The 24,762-nt window shown below is 56.4% G+C and carries 31 protein-coding genes; 26 read left to right on the top strand and 5 right to left on the bottom strand.

Features of this window, described 5'->3' with window-relative positions; translation table 11 throughout:
* Nucleotides 1-28: 28 nt before the first annotated feature.
* On the top strand, nt 29-520 hold the full coding sequence (locus ACXJGX_RS01205) for an EF-hand domain-containing protein (RefSeq protein ID WP_474778311.1): 492 nt from the start codon (nt 29-31) through the stop codon (nt 518-520).
* 153 nt (nt 521-673) lie between these two features.
* Here ACXJGX_RS01205 and rplI read toward each other — a convergent pair whose 3' ends face one another.
* The 3 genes from rplI to rpsF are packed head-to-tail and all read right to left on the bottom strand — an operon-like array spanning nt 674 to nt 1,876.
* On the bottom strand, nt 674-1,255 hold the full coding sequence (rplI, locus tag ACXJGX_RS01200; protein WP_474778310.1) for a 50S ribosomal protein L9: 582 nt from the start codon (nt 1,253-1,255) through the stop codon (nt 674-676).
* Between the two features lie 13 nt (nt 1,256-1,268).
* A complete protein-coding gene (gene rpsR, locus ACXJGX_RS01195) occupies nt 1,269-1,496 on the bottom strand; it encodes a 30S ribosomal protein S18 (protein ID WP_474778309.1) in 228 nt (75 codons plus the stop codon).
* Nucleotides 1,497-1,522: 26 nt separating this feature from the next.
* Nucleotides 1,523-1,876 carry a 30S ribosomal protein S6 gene (gene rpsF / locus ACXJGX_RS01190; RefSeq protein ID WP_474778308.1) on the bottom strand — a complete coding sequence of 118 codons (354 nt, stop codon included), beginning with the start codon at nt 1,874-1,876 and terminating at the stop codon, nt 1,523-1,525.
* 272 nt (nt 1,877-2,148) lie between these two features.
* Here rpsF and ACXJGX_RS01185 point away from each other — a divergent pair, with 272 nt between their 5' ends.
* Nucleotides 2,149-2,727 carry a hypothetical protein gene (locus ACXJGX_RS01185; RefSeq protein ID WP_474778307.1) on the top strand — a complete coding sequence of 193 codons (579 nt, stop codon included), beginning with the start codon at nt 2,149-2,151 and terminating at the stop codon, nt 2,725-2,727.
* A 125-nt stretch (nt 2,728-2,852) separates the two neighbouring features.
* The gene (locus tag ACXJGX_RS01180; protein ID WP_474778306.1) at nt 2,853-3,428 is read left to right on the top strand and encodes a YceI family protein; all 576 of its coding nucleotides are present in this window, start codon (nt 2,853-2,855) and stop codon (nt 3,426-3,428) included.
* A 59-nt stretch (nt 3,429-3,487) separates the two neighbouring features.
* On the opposite strand, the gene ACXJGX_RS01175 is transcribed toward ACXJGX_RS01180, so the two are convergent.
* Nucleotides 3,488-4,666, bottom strand: coding sequence for a cytochrome b/b6 domain-containing protein (locus tag ACXJGX_RS01175; RefSeq protein WP_474778305.1), 1,179 nt, complete (start codon nt 4,664-4,666; stop codon nt 3,488-3,490).
* 178 nt (nt 4,667-4,844) lie between these two features.
* Here ACXJGX_RS01175 and fabD point away from each other — a divergent pair, with 178 nt between their 5' ends.
* The 3 genes from fabD to ACXJGX_RS01160 all read left to right on the top strand — a co-directional run bounded on the left by fabD (nt 4,845) and on the right by ACXJGX_RS01160 (nt 6,965).
* On the top strand, nt 4,845-5,783 hold the full coding sequence (fabD, locus tag ACXJGX_RS01170; RefSeq protein ID WP_474778304.1) for an ACP S-malonyltransferase: 939 nt from the start codon (nt 4,845-4,847) through the stop codon (nt 5,781-5,783).
* A gap of 21 nt (nt 5,784-5,804) precedes the next feature.
* Nucleotides 5,805-6,542, top strand: coding sequence for a 3-oxoacyl-[acyl-carrier-protein] reductase (gene fabG, locus ACXJGX_RS01165; RefSeq protein ID WP_474778303.1), 738 nt, complete (start codon nt 5,805-5,807; stop codon nt 6,540-6,542).
* 189 nt (nt 6,543-6,731) lie between these two features.
* Entirely contained in the window at nt 6,732-6,965 is a 234-nt protein-coding gene (locus tag ACXJGX_RS01160; RefSeq protein ID WP_474778302.1) for an acyl carrier protein, read from the top strand.
* A gap of 50 nt (nt 6,966-7,015) precedes the next feature.
* On the opposite strand, the gene ACXJGX_RS01155 is transcribed toward ACXJGX_RS01160, so the two are convergent.
* The gene (locus tag ACXJGX_RS01155) at nt 7,016-7,786 is read right to left on the bottom strand and encodes a PilZ domain-containing protein (protein ID WP_474778301.1); all 771 of its coding nucleotides are present in this window, start codon (nt 7,784-7,786) and stop codon (nt 7,016-7,018) included.
* A gap of 273 nt (nt 7,787-8,059) precedes the next feature.
* Between ACXJGX_RS01155 and fabF the strand changes: the two genes are divergently transcribed.
* The 20 genes from fabF to ACXJGX_RS01055 all read left to right on the top strand — a co-directional run bounded on the left by fabF (nt 8,060) and on the right by ACXJGX_RS01055 (nt 24,728).
* The gene (gene fabF / locus ACXJGX_RS01150; protein WP_474778300.1) at nt 8,060-9,322 is read left to right on the top strand and encodes a beta-ketoacyl-ACP synthase II; all 1,263 of its coding nucleotides are present in this window, start codon (nt 8,060-8,062) and stop codon (nt 9,320-9,322) included.
* Nucleotides 9,322-10,479 carry an endolytic transglycosylase MltG gene (gene mltG, locus ACXJGX_RS01145; protein WP_474778299.1) on the top strand — a complete coding sequence of 386 codons (1,158 nt, stop codon included), beginning with the start codon at nt 9,322-9,324 and terminating at the stop codon, nt 10,477-10,479. The genes fabF and mltG overlap by 1 nt, the downstream gene beginning before the upstream one ends.
* A gap of 157 nt (nt 10,480-10,636) precedes the next feature.
* Nucleotides 10,637-10,963 carry a hypothetical protein gene (locus tag ACXJGX_RS01140; protein WP_474778298.1) on the top strand — a complete coding sequence of 109 codons (327 nt, stop codon included), beginning with the start codon at nt 10,637-10,639 and terminating at the stop codon, nt 10,961-10,963.
* Nucleotides 10,950-12,254, top strand: a complete 1,305-nt coding sequence (locus ACXJGX_RS01135) for a DNA-packaging protein (RefSeq protein ID WP_474778297.1) — start codon at nt 10,950-10,952, stop codon at nt 12,252-12,254. The genes ACXJGX_RS01140 and ACXJGX_RS01135 overlap by 14 nt, the downstream gene beginning before the upstream one ends.
* Before the next feature lie 116 nt (nt 12,255-12,370).
* Complete coding sequence (locus ACXJGX_RS01130) at nt 12,371-13,552, top strand: phage portal protein (protein ID WP_474778296.1); 1,182 nt, start codon at nt 12,371-12,373, stop codon at nt 13,550-13,552.
* On the top strand, nt 13,542-13,754 hold the full coding sequence (locus ACXJGX_RS01125) for a hypothetical protein (protein ID WP_474778295.1): 213 nt from the start codon (nt 13,542-13,544) through the stop codon (nt 13,752-13,754). The genes ACXJGX_RS01130 and ACXJGX_RS01125 overlap by 11 nt, the downstream gene beginning before the upstream one ends.
* Nucleotides 13,751-14,281 (top strand): HK97 family phage prohead protease, encoded by a 531-nt coding sequence (locus ACXJGX_RS01120; RefSeq protein WP_474778294.1) that lies wholly within the window; start codon nt 13,751-13,753, stop codon nt 14,279-14,281. Before ACXJGX_RS01125 ends, ACXJGX_RS01120 begins: the two co-directional genes overlap by 4 nt.
* A gap of 29 nt (nt 14,282-14,310) precedes the next feature.
* The gene (locus ACXJGX_RS01115; protein ID WP_474778293.1) at nt 14,311-15,492 is read left to right on the top strand and encodes a phage major capsid protein; all 1,182 of its coding nucleotides are present in this window, start codon (nt 14,311-14,313) and stop codon (nt 15,490-15,492) included.
* Nucleotides 15,493-15,657: 165 nt separating this feature from the next.
* Complete coding sequence (locus ACXJGX_RS01110; protein WP_474778292.1) at nt 15,658-16,257, top strand: head-tail connector protein; 600 nt, start codon at nt 15,658-15,660, stop codon at nt 16,255-16,257.
* The gene (locus ACXJGX_RS01105) at nt 16,254-16,592 is read left to right on the top strand and encodes a head-tail adaptor protein (RefSeq protein WP_474778291.1); all 339 of its coding nucleotides are present in this window, start codon (nt 16,254-16,256) and stop codon (nt 16,590-16,592) included. Before ACXJGX_RS01110 ends, ACXJGX_RS01105 begins: the two co-directional genes overlap by 4 nt.
* Nucleotides 16,589-17,002 (top strand): DUF3168 domain-containing protein, encoded by a 414-nt coding sequence (locus ACXJGX_RS01100; protein WP_474778290.1) that lies wholly within the window; start codon nt 16,589-16,591, stop codon nt 17,000-17,002. Before ACXJGX_RS01105 ends, ACXJGX_RS01100 begins: the two co-directional genes overlap by 4 nt.
* 18 nt (nt 17,003-17,020) lie before the next feature.
* The gene (locus ACXJGX_RS01095; protein WP_474778289.1) at nt 17,021-17,437 is read left to right on the top strand and encodes a phage major tail protein, TP901-1 family; all 417 of its coding nucleotides are present in this window, start codon (nt 17,021-17,023) and stop codon (nt 17,435-17,437) included.
* Nucleotides 17,437-17,751 (top strand): gene transfer agent family protein, encoded by a 315-nt coding sequence (locus tag ACXJGX_RS01090; protein WP_474778288.1) that lies wholly within the window; start codon nt 17,437-17,439, stop codon nt 17,749-17,751. The genes ACXJGX_RS01095 and ACXJGX_RS01090 overlap by 1 nt, the downstream gene beginning before the upstream one ends.
* The gene (locus ACXJGX_RS01085; RefSeq protein WP_474778287.1) at nt 17,748-17,951 is read left to right on the top strand and encodes a rcc01693 family protein; all 204 of its coding nucleotides are present in this window, start codon (nt 17,748-17,750) and stop codon (nt 17,949-17,951) included. The genes ACXJGX_RS01090 and ACXJGX_RS01085 overlap by 4 nt, the downstream gene beginning before the upstream one ends.
* Nucleotides 17,944-18,603, top strand: coding sequence for a phage tail tape measure protein (locus ACXJGX_RS01080; RefSeq protein WP_474778286.1), 660 nt, complete (start codon nt 17,944-17,946; stop codon nt 18,601-18,603). Before ACXJGX_RS01085 ends, ACXJGX_RS01080 begins: the two co-directional genes overlap by 8 nt.
* Nucleotides 18,604-18,612: 9 nt before the next feature.
* Entirely contained in the window at nt 18,613-19,245 is a 633-nt protein-coding gene (locus tag ACXJGX_RS01075; RefSeq protein ID WP_474778285.1) for a phage distal tail protein, Rcc01695 family, read from the top strand.
* Nucleotides 19,242-20,096 carry a DUF2163 domain-containing protein gene (locus ACXJGX_RS01070; RefSeq protein WP_474778284.1) on the top strand — a complete coding sequence of 285 codons (855 nt, stop codon included), beginning with the start codon at nt 19,242-19,244 and terminating at the stop codon, nt 20,094-20,096. Before ACXJGX_RS01075 ends, ACXJGX_RS01070 begins: the two co-directional genes overlap by 4 nt.
* Nucleotides 20,097-20,100: 4 nt before the next feature.
* On the top strand, nt 20,101-20,532 hold the full coding sequence (locus ACXJGX_RS01065) for an NlpC/P60 family protein (RefSeq protein WP_474778283.1): 432 nt from the start codon (nt 20,101-20,103) through the stop codon (nt 20,530-20,532).
* A gap of 6 nt (nt 20,533-20,538) precedes the next feature.
* Entirely contained in the window at nt 20,539-24,438 is a 3,900-nt protein-coding gene (locus ACXJGX_RS01060) for a baseplate multidomain protein megatron (protein ID WP_474778282.1), read from the top strand.
* Nucleotides 24,438-24,728, top strand: a complete 291-nt coding sequence (locus tag ACXJGX_RS01055; RefSeq protein ID WP_474779149.1) for a DUF7742 family protein — start codon at nt 24,438-24,440, stop codon at nt 24,726-24,728. Before ACXJGX_RS01060 ends, ACXJGX_RS01055 begins: the two co-directional genes overlap by 1 nt.
* Nucleotides 24,729-24,762 lie beyond the last annotated feature (34 nt).

Genomic DNA, 24,762 nt, shown 5'->3' with positions numbered 1-24,762 from the left:
GAAGATTAGTCAAAACCAGGAGAAAATAATGTACAACTATCATTCAATGCGCCGTTTCATCGCGGCAATGACGATGGTGACAGCCGTCGTAAGTGGCAACGCCGTTTTGGCCGATGACGACGAGATCGCGCAGTTTGTGCCCTTCGGCTATGGGATGCGAAATGCGCCGATGATGGCAATTCAGGTAGACACAAACGACGATGGTATTGTCAGTGCATCCGAAGCATCCCAGCATGCGAACGCGGGGTTTATCCTGTTTGATAGCGACGGTGATAACCAAATCACCGAAGACGAATATATGGACAGTTCGCCAGTTGGCATGCCTGTGGGGCGGCGCGTCACGGAACGTCTTTATGTTAACCGTACGGAACGTTTCAAAGGGATGGATGCCGATGGCGATGGTCACCTGACATTAGCGGAGTTCATGGCCAAAGCACAGCAAAGCTATGAGGCCGCCGACGGCAACGGTGATGCCGTCGTGACTGTGTGGGAATTTCGTGCGCAGCAAAACCCGTTCTGATCAACGCGTTCCGCCAAAAGCCACGGCATGAAAACCCGCAGCGGTTCCGGGTGAGGCACCGTTGCAACGACGCATTAGGTCAGAACGTCTAAAACGAAAAAGGCCGCCCCATTTCTGGAGCGGCCTGATTAGTCTTACAAGTTCGGGACGAAATTATTCGTCGTCGCCAAATTCGTCGGCTGCGCCGCCGATATCGTCGAACAGTTCCTGAATTTCGAATTCAGCGGCTGCTTCTTCTTCGGCGGCCAGTTCTGCGATTGATTTACCGGCTGCTTGCAGCTCGGCTTCTTCGGCGGAACGGGCAACGTTCAAAGAGACTGTTGCGCTGACTTCGGGGTGCAGGTTGACGGTGACGTCGTGCAGGCCCAGGTCTTTGATCGCGCCAAGCAGGACAACCTGCTTTTTGTCGACGGAAAAACCAGCTTTGGTTGCGGCTTCGGCTGCGTCACGTGTTGTGACCGAACCGTATAGCGCGCCGCCGTCAGATGCAGAGCGGATGATGACGAAAGTTTCGCCGTCCAGCTTTTCAGCCAGCGCTTCTGCTTCTTTTTTGCTTTCGAGGTTGCGTGCTTCCATCTGTGCCTTGTCAGCTTCAAAGCGGGCCAAGTTGGCCGCGTTGACGCGCAATGCTTTGCCTTGTGGCAAAAGGAAGTTGCGTGCGTAGCCGTCTTTCACAGAAACGACTTCGCCCATTTGACCCAGTTTGGCCACGCGTTCGAGGAGAATGATATCCATGTGATCGGTGTCCTTACTTTACGGCGTATGGCAGCAGGGCCAAGAAACGCGCGCGTTTGATTGCCTGAGCAAGCTTACGCTGGTTTTTAGAGCCAACTGCGGTGATACGGGCGGGAACAATTTTGCCGCGCTCAGAGATGTAGCGCTGCAGCAAACGTGTGTCTTTGTAGTCGATCGTTGGAGCGCCTTCACCATCAAATGGGTCAGACTTGCGACGACGGAAGAATGGTTTTGTAGCCATGATTGTTGTCCTTATCTAAGATCTGATTAGCGGCGCTCGCGGCGTTCGCCACGTTCTTCGCGTTTCTGCATCTGGACGGAAGGGCCTTCTTCATGTGCGTCGACCTTGATGGTCAGTACGCGCATAACGTCGTCGTGAAGACGCATCAGGCGTTCCATTTCCTGAATCGCAGCTGCAGGCGCATCTGTGCGCAGCAGGGCATAGTGTCCCTTGCGGTTCTTGTTGATCTTATAGGCCATCGTTTTGACGCCCCAGTATTCGTTTTCCAGCAGCTTGCCATCATTGTCAGCAAGAACGGTTCCGAAGTGTTCGATAAGGGCTTCAGCTTGCGCGTTGGAAAGATCCTGACGCGCAATCATGACATGCTCGTATAGCGGCATGCGTACTCCAGTTCATATATCAGCGCATTTCAAAGTGTGGGGCAGTGACCCTTTCTGTACCCCACCCACGAGAGACTGCGCAGTTCAACATTACACAGAAAGGTTGCGGCCTTATACAGTGGGGCCCAAACGATGCAAGTCCGTAGTCTATTTTTTATTGACGATATGACGATTGTTTCGGGTTTTTTTATATCGCCACACCCTTGCCCAGATGTTGCCCCGATCTGGTATTAGCGAGGCATTAAATAAAAAGACCAAAAGGAGCCGTCGTGATGTCTGACACACAAGAGTCATCAGTGGACGTTCGGAGTTATATGTCAAAAACGGCGAAGTTTTCCATCGATGAAGTATTTTGGGGCTATCAGGTGCGATCCAACATGTCGCCTGACATCGGCGTAATCGTGGGACAAGTCCTGTCGTACTTCCTGGGTGCGTGTTTCCTAACTGCTGCGGCCGGTATTTTGCTGATGCCGGTTTTGATGTTTGACGGTGAGATCGGTGTTATTCGCGTCGGTGCGGCCGTTTTGTTCGCGGCGGTGGCAACATATTTGCTGTGGTATGCAAGCCGCGGCACCAAACCCGAACTGCATGTTGATACAAGCGTGGGCGAAATTCGCGAAGTGATTTGCAACCGCACCGGAAAACCAACCACAGTTGCGGTGTACGGTTTCGACAGCATCGCAGGCGTGAATATCGAGGAAAACCCGTCCCGCGACGGTGCCGTCCTTGTTTTGCAGTATCGGACAACAGATCAGGTCATTCGCGTTGCCGAAGGCACTGAAGCCCAGCTTATCAGTCTGCGCGATCGTCTAGCCCAAGATTTGCTGGTGTCGCCGCGATCTGCTGCCTGACTTTTGGGCGCTTTAGTGCGCGTACCCTGTGATGTCGAACACAAGTTGTTCATTATTGCAGAATTGCCTTGAGCAGTGAGATAGCTTCATTAGGGGACACATACGCTCACAAATGGAGATCCAAAATGAAAAACGTCCTTCTCGCGACCGCACTGTTTGCTGCCACCGCAGCGCCCGCTTTTGCTGCACCTGAGGCTTATACGCTTGATGCAAGCCACAGCCAGATCGTGTTCACATACAACCACCTTGGCTATTCGACCGGCGTCGGCATGTTCTCTGGCTTTGACGGCGAGATCAGCTTTGACAAAGAAGACCCTTCTGCGTCCAGCGTCACCGTTTCTTTTCCCGTTCGCAGCATGCTGACAGGCTGGGAAGCCCGCTTTGAACACTTTATGACCGCTGATTTCTTTGATGCGGCCGACGATGAAATGGTCACATTCACCTCGACAGCGATCGAAGTAACAGGCGACGACACCGCGCTGATCACGGGTGACCTGACACTGAACGGCGTCACAAAATCTGTCGTGCTGGATGCGAAATTGAACCAAGCGGGTATGCACCCGATGGCGAACCAAGAATGGGCCGGCTTTGACGCGACGACAACACTGTTGCGTACCGATTATGGTCTGGGCGCATTTGCACCCTACGTCAGCGACGAAGTCGAAGTGAAGATTTCTGTTGAAGCAATGAAAGCTGAATAAGCAAAATCGTTTTACGTGATTTTGGCGGCGCCTCTGGGATACAGAGGCGCCGCCTTTTTTTATGATCGCGTTGCCGAGAGGTTGATTGTCACAGCAACATCAAAGCCAAGGTTCGTCGCATCGGCCATGCTTTGCCCGACCTGAAAATCCCGCCGGTCCAGCAGAAGCGATCCTGCCATTGTCGCGGTGTCACCGTTCAGGTGAAGAACAAAGGGAAGGGTGACGGGCACAGTTATTCCTTTGACTGTTAATGTCCCGTTGGCCACGTAAGTCGTTCCGTCGGCGGTGATATCTGCGTCAAAAGTTGCTGTTGGAAAGGTTTCGGCCGCGAAGAAGTCTTCGCCCATTGCCTGACCCGACACTGATCCCAAATGCAAAGAACCGATCGCGATTGTCGCGGTGACGTGGCCCATCACGCCGGTTGCTTCTGGATCGAAGCTGATCGCGGCGGTCCAGTCATCGAACTGGCCTGCGACGGGATTGCCGAGTTGAGTAATCGTGATGGCGACCGCACCGTCTGTCACCGTCCAATCCGATGCCACAGCTTCGAGCGTCGCGGTTGGCCCGCCCACGTTTTCGGACAACACGCCGGTTGCCGCGGCCCCGGCAGCAGCGACTGCATAGATTGCGACGGCGATGATTGGCGCAGCAAAGCCGCTGTGCCGGGAGGAGGTTTCTGGCAGAACCGCGTCCTTGAACATCATGCGGCGCAGCGTGGCGTCTTTATCGATGAGGTGGTGTTTCAGCGCCCCGACAAAGTGCAGCAAGATCGACACAATCATGACTTTGCTCCACAACCAGTGTAGCCCGGCGAAGACTGCTGCGATGCTTTCGCTTTTGGGCACAAACGGCAGGTCCTGCCCGATGGGAAGCAAAATCGGGGCAAAGCCGGCTGTCGCTGCGTGGTGCAACCAGCCAGTCAGCGGTACGGCAACCAATGAAATGTAGAGCAGCCAATGGACGATATGGGCGACCATTGTTTCGACGCGGCGGTCGGGATGCAGGTCGCCCGGCTTTGTTTGGGTCAATGCCCACAAAATGCGCCCCAGCGCGACGACAAAGATGATGATCCCAAGGGTCTTGTGGATCGAGAAAAGTTGTACCTTGAGCGGGGCATCAAAAGGTAAATCTTCGGCGATCAGCCCAAGTGGAATCACAGTGAGGATCAAAAGCGCAGTGACCCAATGAAAAACTTTGGTGACGGTGCCATAACTGCTGGCGGTGTTGGATGCGGGCATTTTCTTCTCCGTTTCAATTCCGCAAAGGGTACCATCGGAACCATCGCACCGAAAGTGCGGTGATTGTGTGCCACGTCAGGGGCTGTGTGCGTGTTTAATCATTTGCCCAGTTGCTTGTGCCGTGGCGCGCCGCACGTTAAGTCTGCTTGCAGCAATGTTATGAAACAGGAGGGGCCAGATGCGGGCATTTGTATTTCCAGGCCAAGGGGCGCAAACGATTGGGATGGGTAAGGCTCTTGCCGAGGCATATCCGGCGGCCAAGGCCATTTTTGATGAGGTTGATGACGCGCTTGGTGAAAAGCTGTCTGATCTGATCTGGCAGGGTGACATTGCTGATTTGACCCTGACCCGCAATGCGCAACCCGCACTGATGGCGACGTCATTGGCTGCGATGCGTGCCCTTGAGGCCGAAGGTGTAGCGATTACGATGGCAAGCTTTGTGGCGGGTCATTCGCTGGGCGAATATTCTGCGCTGGCGGCGGCGGGGGCGCTGACCGTTGCGGACACAGCGCGGCTGCTGCGGGTGCGCGGCACTGCCATGCAAGATGCCGTACCCGTTGGTGTGGGCGCGATGGCTGCGATTTTGGGGCTGGATTTTGACACCGTCAAAGCCATTGCCGCCGAAGCCGCACAAGGTGAGGTGTGCCAAGCGGCCAATGACAATGATCCAGGGCAGGTGGTTGTATCGGGGCATGCGGCTGCGGTCGAACGTGCGACCGTGATAGCCAAGGACAAGGGTGCGAAACGTGCGTTGCTTTTGCCCGTGAGCGCCCCGTTCCACTGTAGTTTGATGGCCCCGGCCGCGAGGGTGATGGCTGAGGCATTGGACGATGTGAACATCAACGAGCCGCTTGTGCCGCTGGTTGCGAATGTCGAAGCGCGTGATGTGACCGACCCGGCGTTGATCCGGTCGTTGTTGGTTGAGCAGGTTACCGGGTCAGTGCGCTGGCGTGAAAGCGTGGCCTTTATGGCGGCGCAGGGCGTCACCGACGTGTTTGAAATTGGTGCTGGTAAGGCGCTGTCAGGGATGGTCAAACGGATTGACCGCAACCTGACCGCGACGTCTGTCGGGACGCCCGAAGAGGTGGTTGCAGCCGCCGCGCTACTGCTCGCTTAATGCTTGAATAAGGACCTATATATGTTTGATTTAAATGGAAAAAATGTTCTCATTACCGGCGCGTCTGGCGGCATCGGTGGCGCAATCGCAAAGGCATTGCACAGTGCCGGCGCAACGGTTTCTTTGTCCGGAACGCGCGTTGAGCCGCTTGAAGCGCTGGCTGCTGAGTTGGGAGAGCGTGCGTATGTCTTGCCATGTAATTTGAGCGATGCCGAAGCCGTAACTGCGCTGCCAAAGCAAGCGGCGGATGCAATGGGGTCGGTGGATATTCTGGTCAATAACGCCGGTATTACGCGCGATAACATTTTCATGCGGATGTCGGACGATGAATGGACAAGTGTTCTGGATGTGAACCTGACGTCGACCATGCGTCTGTGTAAGGGTGTGATCCGCGGCATGATGAAGTCCCGCTGGGGCCGGATCGTGAATATTTCGTCCATCGTGGGGGCAACAGGCAACCCCGGTCAGGCGAATTATGCAGCGTCCAAGGCGGGCATGGTTGGCATGTCAAAATCGATCGCATACGAGGTCGCAAGCCGTGGTATTACCGTGAACTGCGTCGCCCCCGGTTTCATTGCGACAGCGATGACGGACAAGCTGAACGATGAGCAGAAATCTGGCATTTTGACACAGATCCCTGCGGGCCGTATGGGCGAGGCAGAAGAGATTGCCGCTGCGGTCCTTTATCTGGCAAGTGCAGAGGCGGCTTATGTTACCGGGACCACCTTGCATGTGAACGGCGGAATGGCCATGCTTTGAGCGCGGTCATGAAACCGTTTGCCTAAGTGGAATTCTCTGGTATAGGCCACGCAGATTTGCCGAAAAGTGCATGTGACGTCACGTCCGATATTGCAGCGCAGATCGTGCAAACCCCGCAAGGGGAAAGTTAAGTCGGGCGAAAGCCCAAATCAGAACGGGCGAAAGTCCAGAAAGACATGAGGAATTGACATGAGCGACGTTGCTGACCGCGTACGCAAGATCGTAGTAGAGCATCTTGGTGTTGAAGAAGACAAAGTGACAGAAACTGCGTCATTCATCGACGATCTGGGTGCAGACAGCCTTGATACAGTTGAATTGGTTATGGCTTTTGAAGAAGAATTCGGGATTGAAATCCCTGATGATGCTGCTGAAACCATTCAGACATTCGGCGATGCAGTGAAATTCATCGGCGGCGCACAATAAGCGTCTGATGGTTTATTCGAAAAAGCGGCGTCCATTTGGGCGCCGTTTTTTTATGGTGTTGCGGCTTTTTTGGTGCCGCGCGATTTTCGTATCTCTTTTAAAACACCGCGTTGGATCGCGTTGGTAAAGCGCAACCCCGCATGCTGGCCATTGACCCACACGACCGTACCGGGCACCCACGCGTTGCTCAGTAAGAGTGAAACCTTTTGGCTTTTTTCCAGCTTGGTTTCTGCGTCCACCTGCACAGTTGCTGCTGATTTGCTGATGTTTGTGACGGTGCCAACCCTGATATTGCCGCCATGTTTAAAGGGCGAGGTATAGTTGGCCTTGTAACGCACAAACCCCGGCTTTTTCAGTGTGAAACGCGACTGCGACAGCAACCCGGCACCGAGTATGACCAGCGAGATCGACAAGATGTAGATCACATTCCTCAGCGATAGCGCGCCCTGAAAGTGTTCGATAAGAAGTTCCGGATCGATCAGTGGCTCGTCAGGGGCCATATACGCGAGCGGGGGCGCATCGGCAATTTCGGCCATGCTACAGCGCATTTGCGGAAGGTATTCCCCGACGGCAAAAACGCTATTTCGGACCGATGAACGAGAGAGATAGCGTGCCGCGGTGTCTGGATCATCTATGCTGACTTGGCCTGATAAAGATTTGGCGTTGTTGATGAAACGAATAAATGAGGCACCTTTTCGGGAATATGCGGGTTCGCCTATCGCAGTTAAGACGATTGTGCCATTCAGTTGGTTCGCCTGCCGGATCAGGCGCCTGATCTCGGACATAAAGAGCGCGGACCGGACATCGCGCATAAGGCGCATTTCAGTTGCATGCATGTTATCAAGTGTATCGATCACCCGGCAATTCGCCTGTACGGTTGTCGCGCAGCACAATGTGAGTATCGCAAATATTAAATTGCGCGGGCGCATGTGGGAAACCTGTTTTGCTGAATACTTAGCACACCCTATGCGGGAAACCGTTAAGGGTGGCTGAAAACAGGCCTGGGTTCGGGCGGAATTTGTTCCGGCTCTTGCCCCTGTGATGCAGGCTGGTCTATCACTGCATTCAAATACGCCAAAAGGTGAGGGCATCATATGCGTCGCGTTGTAGTAACAGGCTTGGGGTTGGTCACACCCTTGGCGGATGGAGTTGAAGAATCGTGGAAGCGGATTCTGGATGGGCAATCGGGCGCTGGCCGGATTACGGGGTTTGATCCTAGCCGTCTGACAACCCAATATGCGTGCGAGGTTCCGTTGGGTGATGGCACCGACGGCACATTTAATGCCGACAAATACATGGAGCCGAAAGAGCAGCGTAAGGTCGATACCTTTATCCTGTTTGGTATGGCCGCCGCCCAGCAAGCGATCGAAGACGCTGGCTGGATGCCGACCGACCGCGAGAGCCTTGAACGCACGGGTGTCATGATGGGCTCGGGCATCGGTGGATTGAATTCGATCGCCAATACTGCCGTGATGATGGCCGAAAAAGGACCGCGCCGTGTATCGCCGTTCTTCGTTCCAGGTGCGCTGATCAACCTGATTTCAGGTCAGGTGTCGATCAAATACGGTTTCCGCGGTCCGAACCACGCCGTTGTGACGGCATGTTCAACCGGTGCACATGCGATTGGCGATGCGTCCCGCCTGATTCAATATGGTGATGCCGACGTGATGGTTGCAGGTGGTGCTGAAGCGGCCATTTGCGAGCTGGGCATTGCGGGTTTCAACGCGTGTAAAGCATTGAGCACGCAGCACAATGATGACCCAACCAAGGCGAGCCGCCCGTGGGATGCTGACCGTGACGGGTTTGTCATGGGCGAGGGCGCCGGCATGGTTGTGCTGGAAGAATACGAGCATGCCAAAGCGCGCGGCGCCCGTATCTATGCCGAAGTGCTGGGCTATGGGTTGAGCGGAGACGCGCATCACATCACCGCCCCACCACCTGATCACGAAGGGGCAGAGCGTGCGATGCGCGCGGCCTGCCGCAATGCGGGGATTGACCCGACGCAGATTGATTATGTGAACGCGCATGGGACATCGACGATGGCTGACACCATCGAACTGGGTGCGGTTGAACGGTTGGTGGGGCCAGAGGCCGCTGCCAAGTTGACAATGTCGTCCACGAAGTCCGCGACAGGTCACCTTTTGGGGGCTGCGGGCGCAATTGAGGCGATTTTCTCGATTTTGGCGATCCGCGATCAAGTTGCGCCGCCGACGATCAATCTGGACAATCCCGCGGTCGAAACGGTTGTTGATCTTTGCGCGAATGCGAAACGGGAACGTAGAATTGACATCGCTTTGTCGAATTCTTTCGGCTTTGGCGGCACAAATGCGAGCGTTGTGTTCGGAAAGGTTAGCTGATGTGGCGTCACATCGCGTCTAACTTTTTGACGTTCTTTATCGTGGCTTTGTTCCTGTTGGTCGGCGCTATCGGCTGGGGGGCAAAGCAATACAGCGCCCCCGGTCCGCTGGCACAGGCGATCTGCTTTCAGGTGCCCAGTGGCGCGAACATGTCAAAAATGGCCGACAGCTTGTCCGCGCAGGGCGCAATTGGGTCGCCGTTCATTTTTGAAACGGGTGCAGATTATACAGAAAAGTCCGGTCAGCTTAAGGCCGGGAGCTTTCTTGTTCCAGAAGCCGCGTCGATGGAAGAGATTGTCAGCATCATCACCCGTGGTGGTCAAAACACTTGCGGGACTGAGATTGTGTACCGCGTTGGTATCAACCGCATGCAAATTCAGGTCCGTGAGTTAGACCCCGCCACGAATCGTTTTGTCGAATTGGTGAGCTATGATCCGCAAGAGGTCGAAACGCCCGCTGAATATTCTGAGGTGCGGGCAGCTGCGGACACACGTTACCGCGTGACATTGGCGGAAGGTGTCACAAGCTGGCAGATCGTGAACGAGTTAAGCGCCATTGACGTTCTTACGGCCGACGTGGACGTCATACCAGCAGAGGGATCTTTGGCGCCGTTTAGCTATGATATTACGCCGGGAACGGCGGTATCGTCGGTTCTTGAGCGGATGACGGAAAAGCAATCCGAAATTCTGGCGGCTGCCTGGGCGGAACGTGCGGACGGTTTGCCGCTGAATTCATCCGAAGAGGCGCTGATTTTGGCAAGTATCGTTGAAAAGGAAACGGGTGTTCCCGAGGAGCGTCGTCAAGTCGCAAGCGTATTTGTGAACCGTCTGAACCAAGGCATGAAGTTGCAAACAGACCCGACCGTGATTTACGGAATCACCAACGGAGAAGGTGTTTTGGGCCGTGGTTTGCGCCAAAGTGAATTGCGTGGAGAAACCCCGTATAACACCTATGTCATTGCTGGATTGCCGCCGACACCGATTGCAAATCCGGGGCTGGCAAGTATCGAAGCGGCGTTGAACCCTGACACCACCGATTATATTTTCTTTGTGGCGGATGGCACGGGTGGGCACGCTTTTGCGACCAACTTGGATGACCATAACCGCAATGTAGCACGCTGGCGCGAGCTGGAGGCACAAAGCGGTACTGACAATTAAGGCATTGTAAAGGTTAATGAAATGACAGCCGGGGGCGCGTAATGCGGCCCCGGCTGTTTGACTTTTCGGGTTTTTTGTGTCTAAGTGAATTTTGCTAGAAGGCGAGATTGTGCGCCTCTCGATGTAACGGAAGATTACCTTTACAGGCGAAAACATCATGGACAAATTATCTGATCAGGGGCCACAGGCCGCTGATAACGCGTCGGCGCGTGTGGCCGAAATTTCCCAACTTTACGAAAATATCCGGGCTTCACTTGTGCTGATGATGGCGCAGGCGGGCCCGCTTACGACCGATACGCCAAAACCTATTCTTAATAAAATGAACGAATTGCAATCGGCGCACTTGAAAGTGCTCGCGGCAGAAGAGGCTTTTCATGCACACCAAAAAGCAACCGCACCTGATGAAGACATCGACTATGACGACCTGCGGGCTGACATCGGGCGCCAAATTGATCGCATCCGGACCGCGCATGACGCAGATTGAGTTTCTCAATCAACTGACGCCAGCGCAAATTGCGGCGCTTCCGTATCTTTTCGACTTTTGGGCCTTGCCCCATCAGTTGCCACCCAAGGGTAACTGGCGAACCTGGGTTATTATGGGGGGCCGTGGCGCGGGCAAGACACGTGCCGGTGCGGAATGGGTGCGCACAATGGTTGAGGGGCCGCGACCGAGCATTCCTGGCCATGCCCGCCGTATGGCGATTGTCGCCGAAACGATGGACCAAGCCCGCGAGGTGATGGTGTTTGGCGAAAGCGGTATCATGGCGGTAAGTCCGCGGGATCGCAGGCCCGAATGGATTGCGACACGGCGTTTGCTGGTTTGGCCCAATGGCGCGCAGGCGCAGTTGTTTTCAGCGCACGACCCCGAGAGCCTGCGTGGGCCGCAGTTTGACGCAGTCTGGGCGGATGAATTGGCCAAGTGGCGCAAAGGTGGCGACACATGGGATATGTTGCAGTTCGGCTTGCGGTTGGGGGATCATCCGAAGGCCTGCGTGACGACGACGCCGCGCCGTGCTGCTGTGTTACGCGACCTGCTTGATTTGCCGTCCACGGTTGTGACCCATGCGCCAACGCAAGCCAACCGCGCCAATCTGGCACCGAGTTTTATTGCAGAGGTTGAAGCGCGCTATGGCGGGACATCATTGGGTCGCCAAGAGATCGAGGGCGTGTTGCTTGATGATGTCGATGGCGCGCTTTGGCGGGTTGACCAGTTGGCAGGGGTGCAAGCCGACCACCTGCCGCCTTGTAGCCGGGTGGTGGTCGCGATTGATCCGCCTGGCACATCGCATAAAGGATCGGATCAATGTGGTATCATTGTTGCCGGTGTGGTGGTGGATGGCCCGCCGCATCAATGGCGGGCCTATATCCTTGCGGATCTGTCGATGTCGGCGGCGCGCCCCTTAGATTGGGCACAGGCGGCTGTCGACGGGATGCGCCGGTTTGGTGGCGATCGACTGGTTGCCGAGGTCAATCAGGGTGGCGACATGGTGGAAGCCGTTTTGCGTCAGGTTGATCCATTGGTGTCATATCGGTCTGTTCATGCGTCCAAGGGCAAGGTTGCGCGGGCCGAACCGATTGCTGCGCTTTATGAACAAGGGCGGGTGCGCCATGCCCGTGGATTGGCGCAGCTTGAAGACCAGATGTGTCAGATGACCACACAGGGATATGTGGGCCGCGGGTCGCCTGACCGTGTCGATGCGTTGGTTTGGGCGCTGTACGATTTGATGATTGCGCCCGCTGCAAAGTGGCAAAACCCAAGCATTCGCAGCCTTTGAGACCGTTGCGTAGGGGTGCGTACGCATCCCTACCAACTTTGTAATGCTTTCAATGCAAATTGTGTTCACCGATTACAAACGGTCACCGTAGGCCGGTTGGCACAAAGGAGTTTTGGATGTTTGAGTTTTTGAACCGCCCCAAGCCATACGCGGACGCGCCAGAGGTCAAGGCATCCGCCACCGGGCGTGTCATGGCGATGTCGGGCGCAGGTCGTGTCGCGTGGAGCCCTCGTGATGTTGTGTCACTGACCAAGACCGGTTTTACGGCTAACCCGATCGGTTTTCGTGCCGTCAAGATGATTGCCGAGGCCGCTGCCGCACTGCCGCTGGTCTTGCAAGACGCAAAGCGCCGCTATGACAACCACCCGGTACTGGCGCTTTTGGCGCGGCCGAATGCGGGGCAGGGCCGTGCGGAGTTGCTTGAGGCGCTGTTTGGACAACTGCTGCTGACTGGTAACGGGTATCTGGAGGCGGTCGGTGACGCGGAATTACCGTTAGAGATGCATGTGCTGCGGTCTGACCGCATGTCCGTTGTCCCGGGTGCAAATGGTTGGCCGATTGCCTATGAATACAATGTGAACGGACGCAAGCATCGGTTTGCCGCTGCGGAAAATCAAAGCCAGATTTGCCATATCAAAAGCTTTCATCCGCAAGACGATCACTATGGGTTTTCAGCGCTTCAGGCTGCGGCGAATGCAATTGACGTGCATAATGCGGCGTCACGATGGTCAAAGGCATTGTTGGACAATGCGGCCCGTCCATCTGGCGCGATTGTGTACAGGGGCGCCGATGGGCAGGCGTCGCTGTCGGCCGATCAATATGACCGTCTGATAAGCGAGATGGAAACCCAGCACCAAGGTGCGCGCAATGCCGGACGGCCTATGTTGCTGGAGGGGGGACTTGATTGGAAGCCGATGGGGTTCTCGCCTTCTGATATGGAATTCCAAAAAACCAAGGAGGCCGCTGCACGCGAAATCGCGACGGCATTCGGGGTGCCGCCGATGTTGCTGGGAATTCCCGGCGACGCGACCTATGCCAATTATCAAGAGGCCAACCGAGCATTTTATCGTCTGACCGTGCTGCCATTGGCCACCCGTGTATCGAGCGCGATTGCGGATTGGTTGTCGGATTTCACGGGTGAACGCGTTGAGCTGCGGCCGGATTTAGACCAGATTTCCGCCCTTTCGTCAGAGCGGGACGCCCATTGGCGACGGGTCGCAGATGCGGCGTTTCTGACAGACGCCGAAAAGCGCAATTTGCTTGGGCTTCCGGCACTTGAGGTTGGCGATGGACAATAAGGTTGTCGACCTGAAGGGCAAGCCGCACGGCAAGCCGACGCCGCCTGTGTCTGATTTTTGGTTTGCGCAGGTCGATGTGCGGTTGGGCCGGATTGAATTCATGGTCACCCGGTTGGAATGGCAGATCTGGTTTATCGTCTGCGGCTGTTTCGGTCTGTTGATTTTCGAAATTGTGAAAGCACTGAGCGGGAGAATACTATGAGTTTAGAGCATAAATTTTGCCAGCTGGATGCAGAGGTGACGGTGACCGACGGATCGGTGATCAGTGGCTATGCGTCCCTGTTTGGCAAGGCTGATCAAGGCGGCGATACGGTTATTGCTGGCGCCTATGCTGCGTCCCTTGCAAAAGGGCGCCAGATTAAAATGCTTTGGCAGCATGATCCCGCACAGCCAATCGGGGTATGGGACGAGGTTCGCGAGGATGTCAAAGGCCTGTGGGTCAAGGGCCGGTTGTTGACTGACGTGGCCAAGGGCCGCGAGGCGGCATCTTTGGTCAGCGCCGGTGCGATTGATGGGCTATCCATCGGTTATCGCACTGTGAAGGCGCACAAGAACGACAAGGGCGGACGCCTGTTGTCTGAGCTGGAGTTGTGGGAGGTGTCATTGGTGACATTCCCCATGCTTCCTGATGCGCGTGTTGCGGCCAAGGGTGATGACCCGAATGCCCTGATGCTGCGTGACCTGGCTGCGGTGTTTGAAGATGCCCGTCGCCTGATGGCGCGGACCTAACCCCGCCGACTGCACCAAAGGACGAATTGATGAGCAAGACTGAGAGAGATTCTCGGGTCGGGGAAGATGTGTCTCCGGCGCAGAGCCTGAATGCGGCGATTGCCGGGTTTGTGAGCGATTTCAAAGACTTTTCCAACGGCATTAATGCCAAAATGCAAAGACAGGATGACCGGATGAATAAGCTGGACCGTAAAACAATGATCACTGCCCGCTCTGCGCTGGCCACAACAGCGGCGGTCGAGGCGCCACATCAGAAGGCATTTGCCGCCTATCTGCGGTCAGGGGATGACGACGCGCTGCGCGGCCTGGAGCTGGACGGCAAATCGATGAACACGGCGATTGCTGCTGATGGCGGTTATCTGGTTGATCCACAGACTGCGGACACGATTAAGGGCACGCTGTCGTCGACCGCGTCGATCCGCGCGATTGCCAACGTCGTCAACGTGGATGCCACATCATATGACGTGTTGGTTGACCACACAGAAATGGGTGCCGGTTGGGCCACCGAGACGGGATCCGTATCTGAAACCGCGTCGCCGCAGATCGATCGCATCACCATTCCGCTGCACGAATTGTCGGCCCTGCCGAAAGCGTCGCAGCGCCTGCTGGATGACAGTGCATTTGATATTGAGGGTTGGCTGGCCGGACGTATTGCGGATAAATTTGCCCGCTCGGAAGCAGGCGCGTTCATCAACGGTGATGGTGTGGATAAGCCAAAGGGCGTGCTGACCTATCCGACGGTCGACAACGATGTCTGGGCGTGGGGCAACATTGGTTACGTGCCCACGGGGACAGCTGGCGGGATTGATGGCGGCGATGCCGTGGTTGATCTGGTGTACGCGCTGGGTGCCGAATACCGGGCAAATGGCACATTTGTGATGAATTCAAAAACTGCCGGTACTATTCGCAAGCTGAAGGACAATGATGGCCGTTTCTTGTGGTCGGATGGTTTGGCAGCGGGCGAGCCTGCGCGGCTCATGGGCTATCCGGTGCTGATCGCCGAAGATATGCCGGATATTGCGGCAGATGCGATGGCGATTGCCTTTGGTGATTTTGGCGCGGGCTATACCGTGGCCGAACGCCCTGACCTGCGTGTCCTGCGCGATCCGTTTTCGGCCAAGCCGCACGTGCTGTTTTACGCCACAAAACGTGTTGGCGGTGCCGTGAGCGATTTTGGCGCGATCAAGCTGCTGAAGTTCGCGACCAGCTAAGGCTGGCGTGAAACCGGGGGGCGCAAGCGCCCTTCGGTCTCCCGGGCGCAGGTCTGGCAGTCCTGCATTGTCTAGCTGCTTCCTTCCGTCCGAGCGATGCAGGGGTGTCGCGCCCGGGATTACTGGCCAAAGGGCCGAAAGATCAGAGATTTTCGGAGTAAATCCATGATGTTAGTCGAAGAGACCACGGTGCCGCAATCCGCGCTTCCGGTGGCTGAATTTAAAGACCACATGCGCTTTGGGTCCGGGTTTTCGGATGACGGGTTTCAGGATGCGGTGTTGGAATCATATCTGCGCGCGGCAATGGCGGCGATCGAAGCCCGTACCGGGAAAATCCTGATCGAACGCGATTTCAGTTGGACGTTGACTGCGTGGCGCGATGCGCGTCGGCAAACGATCCCCATCGCCCCGGTAAGCGCAATTACCGGCCTCACGTTGGTCGGGTTCAACGGTGATGAAACACTGGCCGATACCGCCGCGTGGTGTCTGGAGCCGGACCAGCAGCGCCCCAGTGTGAAGGCGACCGGTGGCACGCTGCCGGCAATTCCTACAAACGGGAGCGTGCGCATCGGGCTCATGGCTGGATTTGGCCCGGAGTGGTCAGATCTACCTGCCGACATTGCGCAGGCTGTCGTTATGCTGGCCGCGCATTATTACGAATTTCGCCATGACGTCGTCCATGGGACACCGGCAATGCCGTTTGGAGTGGCGGCACTGATCGCCCCTTACCGCACTGTGCGGTTGTTTATGGGGGGGCCGGTATGAACGCGCCAAAGTTGAACCGCGCGCTTGTCCTTGAGGCCCCGTTGCGTGTTGGCGATGGCGCAGGCGGCTATATCCGGGACTGGCAGCCTTTGGGAGTGCATTGGGCCGAGGTGACAGCGGGCACAGGGCGTGAGACCGCTGCTTTTGCGGCCACTGTATCACGCGTGCCTTACCGTATCACGTTGCGTGCAACCCCGTACGGTGCCCCATCACGTCCCGTTGCTGGACAGCGGTTTTGTGAAGGAGACCGGATTTTTAACATTGTGGCTGTGGCAGAGCAGGGCACCGACGCCCGCTATCTGACCTGTCACGCATTAGAGGAGACTGCATCATGAGCTATGGCGTTGCTTCTGCATTGCAGGCCGCTGTTTACAGTAGGTTGTCGGGTGATCCGACGCTGACAGGTTTAGTTGGCACGGCGATTTATGACGCACTGCCCGGTGGGACTTTGCCACCGCTTTATGTGGTGTTGGGGGCAGAGGAAGTAAGTGATGCCTCTGACCAGACCGGCGGTGGCGCGCTGCATGAATTCACCATCACAGTCGTCACCGAAAGCGCCGGGTTTTCCAGCGCTAAGGACGCGGCAGCCGCAGTGTCAGACGCATTGGTAGATGCCGATCTGAACCTCAGCCGCGGGAGCCTGGTGTCGCTCAATTTTTTCAAGGCGAAAGCTGCTCGTGTTGGCACGGGTGATGTCCGCCAGATCAACGTGATTTTCCGCGCCCGTGTCGCGGATGACATTTAACCCCAAGGAGTAATGGCGATGGTAGCCCAAAACGGTAAAGACCTATTGGTCAAGATTGATATGACGGGTGGCGGATTGTTTGAAACCGCCGCAGGCCTGCGTGCCACGCGCATCAGTTTTAATGCTGAGAGCGTTGATGTGACGAGTTTGGAAAGCAGTGGCGGCTGGCGCGAGTTGCTGGCGGGTGCTGGTATGAAGACTGCGTCCATTTCGGGGTCAGGGGTTTTCAAGGATGCGGCCACGGACGAGCGTGCGCGCCAAATTTTCTTTGACGGGGAAACCCCTAATTTTCAGGTGATTATCCCTGATTTTGGCACAGTCGAAGGTGCATTCCAGATCACGTCGATTGAGTATGCCGGGTCGCACAATGGTGAGGCGACGTATGAATTGTCGTTGGCATCGGCGGGTGCGCTAACATTCACGGCGATTATCTGATGGCAAACCCTTGGACTGGTGAAGTGACGGTGCAGATCAACGGGGTATCCCAGACCTGCAAGCTGACCTTGGGGGCGCTGGCCGAACTGGAGGCCGGGTTGCAGGAAGGATCATTGATCGACCTGATCCGCCGGTTCGAGGGTGGCGCGTTTTCCAGCCGTGATGTGATGGCGGTGATTGTTGCCGGATTACGTGGCGGCGGGTGGACGGGAATATCAGCTGACCTGATGACAGCTGAAATTTCGGGTGGGCCGATCGGTGCGGCGCAGGTGGCTGCCACATTGCTTGCACGTGCGTTTGCCCCGCCGACATGATCGGTTTGGATTGGCAAGGGCTGATGCAGGCTGGGCTGCATGGGCTACGTCTGACCCCTGCGCAGTTTTGGGCGCTAACCCCGATTGAATTGCAGATTATGTTGGGGATGACCCAGAAAACACCGCCGATGGACCGCTCCCGCTTGTCTGCATTGCAGCAGGCATTTCCGGATACGCCACAGGAGAATAGAGATGGATGATTCAGACAAAATTGATCAGTTAGATAGCAATATCAGCGCGCTAGAGCGTACGTTGGGCGATGCTTCGGCTGTGGCGACTGCCTTTGACAGTCAGTTGCGCGGCATGCAGGGATCGCTGGCCGACACCACCCGCGATTTGGGAAAACTGGAGCGTGGGTTTTCAGGTGGTTTGCGCCGGGCTTTTGACGGGCTGGTATTGGACGGCATGAAACTGTCGGATGCGCTGGGCGGGCTTGCGCAGTCAATGATTAACACTGCGTATGCGGCAGCGGTGAACCCGGTCATGGATCACGTTGGGGGTCTGTTGGCCAATGGGCTGAATGCGGCAGTGTCCAGCATGATGCCGTATGCGGACGGCGCGCCATTTTCCCAAGGTCGGGTCATGCCATTTGCCAAAGGCGGTGTCGTCAGCAGCCCCGTGAGCTTTCCGATGCGCGGGGGCACCGGGCTGATGGGGGAAGCGGGCCCCGAGGCGATCATGCCATTGTCGCGGGGGGCTGATGGTCGATTGGGTGTGCGTACCCAAGGCGGCGGAGCCGTGACCGTAAATATGCACATATCGACCCCTGACGCCCAAAGTTTTCAACGCAGCCAAGGCCAGATCGCCACGCAAGTGGCGCGCGCATTGGGCCGCAGTCAACGCAATCGATAGGAGTAGGTCATGGCCTTTCACGAGATCCGATTCCCCGCATCGTTAAGTTTGGGCGCCATTGGAGGCCCGGAGCGGCGCACCGATATTGTCACGCTTGCCAATGGATATGAAGAACGCAATACACCTTGGGCGCACGCACGCCGTCGCTATGATGCGGGAATGGGACTGCGTTCGCTTGACGATGTCGAGACTTTGGTCGCATTTTTCGAGGCCCGACAGGGGCAGTTGATAGGCTTTCGGTGGAAAGACTGGAGCGATTATAAGTCGAGTATTCCGTCGCGCGAAATCGATGCAGAAGATCAGTTGATTGCTGTCGGTGACGAGATCACCAGCACCTTCCCATTAATCAAATCATATCGGTCGGGTACGACCACTTATGCGCGCCCGATTACGAAGCCGGTGCGCGGATCGGTCCGTATTTCTGTTGCGGGCGTCGCGCAGCAGGACGGCGTTGATTTCAGCGTTGATTTCGACACCGGTCTGGTCAGCTTTCCACACCCGCCTGATATTGGTGCCGAAATCCGCGCAGGCTATGAGTTCGATGTGCCGGTGCGGTTCGACACCGATGCGATTTTGACCTCTGTTTCCAACTTTCAGGCGGGCGAAGTCCCTAATGTGCCAGTTGTGGAGGTGCGGGTATGACTGTGCTTGACCTGCACGCGCATCTTGCAACAGGCGCAACCCGTGTATGCCACTGCTGGTCCATTGCCCGGACTGATGGCGTGACGTTGGGATTCACGGATCATGATCGCGCGATCGCCTTTGGTGGGATGACATTTCAGCCAGAAAGTGGATTAAGCGCGCGGGCATTGTCCAGCACAACCGGTCTTGCAGTCAATAATACCGAAGCGATTGGCGTGCTGTCGTCCGCAGCGATCACTGAAGAGGATATTTTCGCGGGGCGCTATGATGGCGCAGAGGTGACGACGTGGTTGGTGCAGTGGGACAGCCCCGAAGCCCGGCACGTCAGGTTCTATGGCACGATTGGCGAAATGACGCGTGCGAACGGCGGGTTTCAAGCTGAGCTGCGTGGTTTGACCGAGGCTTTGAACCAACCGCAAGGACGGTCATATTTGACGACTTGCAGTGCTGTGCTGGGCGATCCGCGCTGCGGCGTTGATACGTCTGATGCACGTTACGCTGTTGATCTTGTGCCTGAGGGTGTGAAGAGCGGTCAGCGGTTTACATTTTCCGGTTTGAACACTTTCAATCCGCGCTGGTTCGACGCTGGTCAATTGATCGTGGAATCTGGTGCTGCATCGGGCCTGCGGGGCGTCATCAAATCTGATGAGGTTGACGGGGATATGCGCGTTATCACCTTGTGGGAGCCGATCCCAATGCCGATTGCGATGGGTGATCGGGTCCGGTTGGTTGCTGGCTGTGACAAACGTGCTGAAACCTGCCGACTGAAATTCGAAAATATTGCCAATTTTCAAGGGTTTCCCGACATCCCTGGCGAAGACTGGCTGATGCGCGGTCCGACCGGTGGTTAGTGCGATGGACACGCGAATTGTCGAAGCTGCGCGGCGTTGGATGGGAACACCTTATGTTCACCAAGCCTCGGTCAAGGATGTGGGTTGCGACTGTTTGGGCCTGTTGCGCGGTGTCTGGCGCGAGGTTTACGGTCGTGAGCCGGAAACGGTTCCTGCGTACACGCCTGACTGGTCCGAACCGCAGGGGACGGAGCTGCTATATGCTGCGGCCCTGCGTCATATGACGATGGTTGCGGACCCTGTACTGCGTTCAGGACAAGTGATTTTGTTCCGAATGCGCGCGGACGCAGTGGCCAAACATATCGGGATCGTGTCGTTCGGGGACCCGAACCCAGCATTTATTCACGCATACACCGGGCACGGCGTGGTCGAAAGCCCGCTGTCGGCCCCTTGGCGCAGACGTATTGCTGCGCGTTTTGAGATTATAAAAGGATAACGCGTCATGGCAACAATCGTTCTATCTGCGGCCGGCATGGCCATTGGCGGCTCTCTTGGTGGGTCAGTTTTGGGGCTGTCGATGGCCACGATTGGGCGCGCCGCGGGAGCGGCGATTGGGCGTCGGATTGATCAGCAAATCTTAGGTGGGGGAAGTGAGCCCGTTGAAACCGGGCGGGTGGATAGGCTGCGGCTGATGGGGGCGTCGGAAGGCGCCGATCTGCAGCAAGTCTATGGGCGTACGCGCGTGGCGGGGCAGGTAATCTGGGCGTCCAATTTTCAAGAAACCAATAAAACGACCGGGGGAGGCAAGGGGGGCGCACCGACGCCTGAGGTGAGGTCTTATTCGTATTCTGTCAGTTTTGCGGTGGCGCTGTGTGAGGGCGAAATCAGTCGTGTGGGAAGGATTTGGGCCGACGGCGTTGAGGTGTCGCAAGACAGTTTGAACATGCGCGTCTATACAGGTGCGCTGGACCAACAGCCGGATCCGAAAATGGTCGCGATCATGGGTATCGATGACACCCCTGCGTATCGCGGTACGGCATATGTGGTGTTTGAAGATGTGCCTTTGGGACAGTTCGGGAATCGTATTCCGCAATTGACCTTTGAAGTGATGCGCCCGGCACCCGTGTCTGCGGAATTGCATGATCTGGTATCGGGTGTTGCATTGATCCCGGGCACGGGAGAATATTCTTTGGCAACGTCGCAAGTGTATCTTTCACCGTCGTATGGCGAACAGGTTGCGATCAATACCAACTCGCCTTCGGGTCAATCTGATTTTAGCGTATCAATGACCGCGCTGACCGAAGAGTTGCCTGCGTGCAAATCCGTCATGATGGTCGTGTCGTGGTTTGGCGATGATCTGCGCTGTGGCAACTGTCGGATCAAGCCAAAGGTTGAACAGGCAACCGTTGATGCCGCAGACATGCCTTGGTGTGTGACCGGGGTTACGCGCGGCGCGGCCGATCTCATTCCGCGCTTGGATGACAAGCCCGTGTATGGCGGGACGCCGACGGATGAGTCGGTGGTTGAAGCGCTGCAAGATATGCGTGCGCGCGGACTATTACCTGTGTTTTATCCGTTTATCCTGATGGAACAGTTGGGTGACAATACGCTGACCGACCCGTGGAGCGGAAACGTTGGCCAGCCGGCGCTGCCTTGGCGTGGGCGTATCACAACAGCGCTTGCGCCCAATATGGACGGAACCAGTGACGGCACGGTCATGGCCGAAGCTGAAGTGGCGGCATTTATGGGCGCTGCCACTGTGGCTGATTTCAGCATATCGGGCAGTCAGGTGAACTACACTGGTCCAGCAGATTGGGGATATCGGCGTTTCATTCTGCACTATGCACATCTGTGCAAGGCCGCTGGGGGCGTCGATGCATTTTGCATCGGGTCTGAAATGCGAGCATTCACCCAAATTCGTGGCGCCAGCAATGATTTCCCAGCGGTTTCAGCGTTGCGGGCGCTAGCCGCAGACGTACGTGCCATCCTTGGTAGCGGATGCAAGATTAGTTATGCTGCTGACTGGTCAGAATATCATGGATATCAGCCCATAGGTACGGCAGATAAGTTCTTTCATCTGGATCCGCTTTGGGCAGATGCAAATATCGACTTTGTTGGTGTGGACAACTACATGCCGCTGTCGGACTGGCGCGACGGGGCTGATCATGCTGATAGTGACGCACGGTCGATCTATAATCTGGACTACTTACAATCCAATGTGGCTGGTGGCGAAGGCTTTGACTGGTACTATACAACACCCGAAGCCCGCGCGGCGCAACGCCGTACGCCCATCACCGACGGGCAAGGAGAGCCATGGGTCTGGCGCTATAAGGATTTGCAAGGTTGGTGGGGGAATGCGCACCATAACCGGGTCGGCGGCGTAAGAGCGTCGTCACCAACCGCGTGGGTGCCGCAAAGCAAGCCGATTTGGTTCACTGAATTTGGCTGTGCCGCGATCGATAAGGGAACCAACCAACCAAACAAATTCCTGGACCCCAAATCATCAGAGTCGCAGTTGCCACATTATTCAACCGGCGGCCGTGATGATTTTATCCAGATGCAGTATCTGCGCGCGGTCTACGGTTATTACGGGCAAAGTGCGAATAACCCTACATCATCGGAATATGTCGGGCAAATGGTGGACACAGCCCGTATGCATGTATGGGCGTGGGATGCGCGCCCTTTCCCATTCTTCCCTGGTAACCGGACGCTATGGTCAGATGGTGATAACTACGGACGCGGACACTGGCTTAACGGGCGGTCGACGAACAGGTCACTTGCGTCTGTTGTCGCAGAAATTTGCGAGCGCTCTGGGGTGACCCGGTATGATACTTCCCGGCTTTATGGGATCGTGCGCGGGTATGTGGTCAGTGACATCGGATCGGGGCGTGCCGCGCTTCAGCCATTGATGATGACCTACGGGTTTGAGGCAATGGAGCGTGACGGTGTATTGGTGTTTGAAAACCGTGAAGGAACGGTGGATCACATCATTACCGATAACGAGTTGGCGATAGACACCGAAAAAGACCAGTCGATCGCCCTGACGCGACGGCCGTCGGCTGAACTTGCCGCGCGCATGCAATTTTTACACCTTAACGCGGACGGCGACTACGAACCTGTGGCAGCCGAGGCCGTCCATCCAGATAAACAGACCTTTGGGCTAAGTCGCACAGAGGTGCCATTGGCACTGACCCGTGACGAAGGCAAAAACGCGGTTAGTCGTTGGTTGCAGGAAGCACGGATTGGTCGCGATCAAGCCATATTTGCGCTGCCTCCTTCACAATTGGCTGTTGGCGCGGGCGATGTGGTCGGCCTGGATACAGCTACGCATAAAGGACACTACCGGGTTGACCGTGTTGAGGAAGGTGGCCTGCGCCTTATCGAGGCAACCCGCGTCGATGCAGAAGTCTACCGCCCCCAAATCACGACCGACAACGGGCCAGTTCTTGCGCCCTACGTGGGACCGACGCCCGTTGAAGCATTGTTTTTGGATCTCCCGCTGCTGACCGGCGATGAGATGCCACACGCGCCCTATTTCGTAAGCGCTGGGCGTCCATGGCCGGGAAATATCGCACTTTACGGGGCGGCCCAAGACAGCGGCTACACGCTTCAAACTGTCATCGACCGGTCAGGAACGATGGGCCTCAGTCAAACCGCGCTTATCAAAGGTCCAGTGGGGATTTGGGATCGGCAAGCGGGGCTTGAGATCACGTTGATCAATAACACGCTTAGTTCGGCGACATCCGAAGCCCTTTTGTCGGGTGCAAACACCATTGCGATCGGGGATGGGGCTGCGGACAACTGGGAGCTCTTGCAGTTTCAGGATGCAATTTTGGTTGGTGATCGGCGTTACAGATTGACCGGTTTGCTACGCGGTCAGGCTGGCAGTTGGGGGGCGATGCCAGCAGCATGGCCGGCAGGGTCGCGGGTGGTATTGATGGATGGCATACCATCCCAAATCGCTATTCCCACTGCGGCGCGCGGGCTTGACCGACATTTTCGCTATGGGCCAGCGGCACGGCCGCTTTCTGATCCAAGCTTTCGTTATGCCGTCCATCGGTTTCAGGGCAATGGTTTGCGCCCTTATCCCGTCGTACATTTAAAGGCACACGATGCAGCGACCAGCACCGAAGTCTCATGGATGCGGTGCAGCCGGATCGATGGCGATATTTGGACCGACGGTGAGATACCGCTGGGAGAAGAGATTGAAAGCTATCAAGTCAGGGTGGTGCAGAATGGTGTTGTCCGCCGTACCGAGACGGTCAGCACACCCGGTTGGAGTTACCCCAATAGCACGCGTTTGGCTGATGTGGGCGTGCTGCCCTATCGGGTAGAGATCGCGCAGGTTTCGGCGCGCTATGGGACCGGTCCATCGCAAAGCCTTGTGTTGCAAACGGCGTGATGCAACCGGTCCAACTGGCCGATATTGAAATGGCCGCGCGGGTTTTGCTGGCATTGCCAGAAGCCGCGCGGCCGACAATGGCAGCGGTCCTGTGTCGGCAGGCGAGCCTGGCGGGTGTTCACAAAGCCGAAACCGGAAAGGTGCATAGTCTTTACGGGAACGGCACATTGATGTCCGCAGCATCACGATATGCTGCAACTGGTCGCCCGGTGTTTTGTACGCGCGACTACCTCGCCTGTTTGGGCGATGTCATCACAGCGCTGCCCCACCACGGTGATCAAAATTTGTGATTTATGCAATCACAGCTTTGTTCTTGGCGCGGTG

It is taken from the genome of Yoonia sp. SWMV100 (assembly GCF_056108365.1).
The sequence above is the reverse complement of the archived record's forward strand: the minus strand, read 5'-3'. Positions and strand labels throughout refer to the sequence as shown.

What these genes read in the sequence shown, in the direction of transcription:
- ACXJGX_RS01205 (WP_474778311.1), top strand. Translation starts at nt 29, where the DNA reads ATGTACAACTATCATTCAATGCGCCGTTTCATCGCGGCAATGACGATG.
- rplI (WP_474778310.1), bottom strand. Translation starts at nt 1,255, where the DNA reads ATGGATATCATTCTCCTCGAACGCGTGGCCAAACTGGGTCAAATGGGC.
- rpsR (WP_474778309.1), bottom strand. Translation starts at nt 1,496, where the DNA reads ATGGCTACAAAACCATTCTTCCGTCGTCGCAAGTCTGACCCATTTGAT.
- rpsF (WP_474778308.1), bottom strand. Translation starts at nt 1,876, where the DNA reads ATGCCGCTATACGAGCATGTCATGATTGCGCGTCAGGATCTTTCCAAC.
- ACXJGX_RS01185 (WP_474778307.1), top strand. Translation starts at nt 2,149, where the DNA reads ATGTCTGACACACAAGAGTCATCAGTGGACGTTCGGAGTTATATGTCA.
- ACXJGX_RS01180 (WP_474778306.1), top strand. Translation starts at nt 2,853, where the DNA reads ATGAAAAACGTCCTTCTCGCGACCGCACTGTTTGCTGCCACCGCAGCG.
- ACXJGX_RS01175 (WP_474778305.1), bottom strand. Translation starts at nt 4,666, where the DNA reads ATGCCCGCATCCAACACCGCCAGCAGTTATGGCACCGTCACCAAAGTT.
- fabD (WP_474778304.1), top strand. Translation starts at nt 4,845, where the DNA reads ATGCGGGCATTTGTATTTCCAGGCCAAGGGGCGCAAACGATTGGGATG.
- fabG (WP_474778303.1), top strand. Translation starts at nt 5,805, where the DNA reads ATGTTTGATTTAAATGGAAAAAATGTTCTCATTACCGGCGCGTCTGGC.
- ACXJGX_RS01160 (WP_474778302.1), top strand. Translation starts at nt 6,732, where the DNA reads ATGAGCGACGTTGCTGACCGCGTACGCAAGATCGTAGTAGAGCATCTT.
- ACXJGX_RS01155 (WP_474778301.1), bottom strand. Translation starts at nt 7,786, where the DNA reads ATGCGCCTTATGCGCGATGTCCGGTCCGCGCTCTTTATGTCCGAGATC.
- fabF (WP_474778300.1), top strand. Translation starts at nt 8,060, where the DNA reads ATGCGTCGCGTTGTAGTAACAGGCTTGGGGTTGGTCACACCCTTGGCG.
- mltG (WP_474778299.1), top strand. Translation starts at nt 9,322, where the DNA reads ATGTGGCGTCACATCGCGTCTAACTTTTTGACGTTCTTTATCGTGGCT.
- ACXJGX_RS01140 (WP_474778298.1), top strand. Translation starts at nt 10,637, where the DNA reads ATGGACAAATTATCTGATCAGGGGCCACAGGCCGCTGATAACGCGTCG.
- ACXJGX_RS01135 (WP_474778297.1), top strand. Translation starts at nt 10,950, where the DNA reads ATGACGCAGATTGAGTTTCTCAATCAACTGACGCCAGCGCAAATTGCG.
- ACXJGX_RS01130 (WP_474778296.1), top strand. Translation starts at nt 12,371, where the DNA reads ATGTTTGAGTTTTTGAACCGCCCCAAGCCATACGCGGACGCGCCAGAG.
- ACXJGX_RS01125 (WP_474778295.1), top strand. Translation starts at nt 13,542, where the DNA reads ATGGACAATAAGGTTGTCGACCTGAAGGGCAAGCCGCACGGCAAGCCG.
- ACXJGX_RS01120 (WP_474778294.1), top strand. Translation starts at nt 13,751, where the DNA reads ATGAGTTTAGAGCATAAATTTTGCCAGCTGGATGCAGAGGTGACGGTG.
- ACXJGX_RS01115 (WP_474778293.1), top strand. Translation starts at nt 14,311, where the DNA reads ATGAGCAAGACTGAGAGAGATTCTCGGGTCGGGGAAGATGTGTCTCCG.
- ACXJGX_RS01110 (WP_474778292.1), top strand. Translation starts at nt 15,658, where the DNA reads ATGATGTTAGTCGAAGAGACCACGGTGCCGCAATCCGCGCTTCCGGTG.
- ACXJGX_RS01105 (WP_474778291.1), top strand. Translation starts at nt 16,254, where the DNA reads ATGAACGCGCCAAAGTTGAACCGCGCGCTTGTCCTTGAGGCCCCGTTG.
- ACXJGX_RS01100 (WP_474778290.1), top strand. Translation starts at nt 16,589, where the DNA reads ATGAGCTATGGCGTTGCTTCTGCATTGCAGGCCGCTGTTTACAGTAGG.
- ACXJGX_RS01095 (WP_474778289.1), top strand. Translation starts at nt 17,021, where the DNA reads ATGGTAGCCCAAAACGGTAAAGACCTATTGGTCAAGATTGATATGACG.
- ACXJGX_RS01090 (WP_474778288.1), top strand. Translation starts at nt 17,437, where the DNA reads ATGGCAAACCCTTGGACTGGTGAAGTGACGGTGCAGATCAACGGGGTA.
- ACXJGX_RS01085 (WP_474778287.1), top strand. Translation starts at nt 17,748, where the DNA reads ATGATCGGTTTGGATTGGCAAGGGCTGATGCAGGCTGGGCTGCATGGG.
- ACXJGX_RS01080 (WP_474778286.1), top strand. Translation starts at nt 17,944, where the DNA reads ATGGATGATTCAGACAAAATTGATCAGTTAGATAGCAATATCAGCGCG.
- ACXJGX_RS01075 (WP_474778285.1), top strand. Translation starts at nt 18,613, where the DNA reads ATGGCCTTTCACGAGATCCGATTCCCCGCATCGTTAAGTTTGGGCGCC.
- ACXJGX_RS01070 (WP_474778284.1), top strand. Translation starts at nt 19,242, where the DNA reads ATGACTGTGCTTGACCTGCACGCGCATCTTGCAACAGGCGCAACCCGT.
- ACXJGX_RS01065 (WP_474778283.1), top strand. Translation starts at nt 20,101, where the DNA reads ATGGACACGCGAATTGTCGAAGCTGCGCGGCGTTGGATGGGAACACCT.
- ACXJGX_RS01060 (WP_474778282.1), top strand. Translation starts at nt 20,539, where the DNA reads ATGGCAACAATCGTTCTATCTGCGGCCGGCATGGCCATTGGCGGCTCT.
- ACXJGX_RS01055 (WP_474779149.1), top strand. Translation starts at nt 24,438, where the DNA reads ATGCAACCGGTCCAACTGGCCGATATTGAAATGGCCGCGCGGGTTTTG.